A 1146-nucleotide genomic window follows, 5' to 3' on the forward strand; every position below is an offset into this window, starting at 1 on the left:
GGAACATAAACCATGGCATAACGGCCGTTTTCATCTCGGGTGGCTACAAAACGATACCGTCCGGAACCGGGTACCGAGGTTTTTACCTCATCGGGTACAATTACCGAATCATCGGGAATACGCGTGAGGAAAGGCCTCGACTCCATCAACCGTCTGCCGAACTGCATCTGCCATGCACCGGGCTGATCAACGGCTTCGTACCACGGCAGTAACGGAAAATTGATCGGATCACGCTCCGGATGCCACATCTGCCAAACGGAATGATGTCCGTAGGTATGACCAAAAGCTCCACTGAACAAATCCCAATAAAGAGGGCGTCGAACATCGACAGAAACAGAATGTCCGTTCTCTTGAGGATTGAATTCAATGGGATGATCTTCATAAAGCGGTTCGCCATCCATTACCGGTTTTGCGGGCGTACGATTATAGTCCTTCAAGGTGTTTTCATAACTTCCCGTGAAATTCGGCGTATGCCCGTTCTGACGCATGTTGAAATCAAGCCATTCTTCCTCGTGAAAATACTCGCCCGAACCATGTCCTCCCGTCGGATGAAAAGTGATCAAATGAGCACCGCCGTCGCCTTTATGCAAGCCTGTAGCCATTGCCCTGATGATTTCTCTGTGCTCATCCTTTTCAATGGGTCGGTCTCCGCCGAGAATCCAAATGATATTGGGAAAGTCCTTATACCGTTTGCCGAGAATTTCCCCATAAACTGCCGCATTTTGGGGAGTAAATATCTCCGGACCGACTCCCCATTTCTTGTTCCATTTATCTCCCCAGGTGGGCAACAGGCCAATAAACAGGCCTTTTTCTTCCGCCTTGCGAATTACCCAATCCACATGACGAAAATAGGCTTCGTTGATCCGGGCGGGATCGTTGTCGATCAGCGGCTTTTCGCCTTCGACATTAGGCGTATTCAATCCGTCCAGTTCGGCCAAAACAACTGCCTGAACGACGGTAAATCCTTTTTCTCTCCGATTTTCCAGGTAGTTTTCGGTTTCCGCTTTATTCAGCCGGTGAAATAATTCCCATGCCGTGTCGCCCAAGTAAAAAAACGGCGTACCGTCTTCAAACACCAAAAACCGCCTGTTGTCGGATACCTTCAGCCTGCCATGAGAAAAATCGACAGATTTCCCCTCCCATTTC

Annotated in this window: 1 protein-coding gene; it reads right to left on the minus strand. The window is 49.2% G+C overall.

Features of this window, described 5'->3' with window-relative positions:
* A partial coding sequence (locus OLM34_RS11410; protein WP_264407391.1) for an apiosidase-like domain-containing protein occupies positions 1-1146 on the minus strand: 1146 nt, incomplete at both ends.

The sequence above is a fragment of the Anaerorudis cellulosivorans genome (assembly GCF_025943985.1).
GTDB classification, from domain to species: Bacteria; Bacteroidota; Bacteroidia; order Bacteroidales; family Dysgonomonadaceae; genus Anaerorudis; species Anaerorudis cellulosivorans.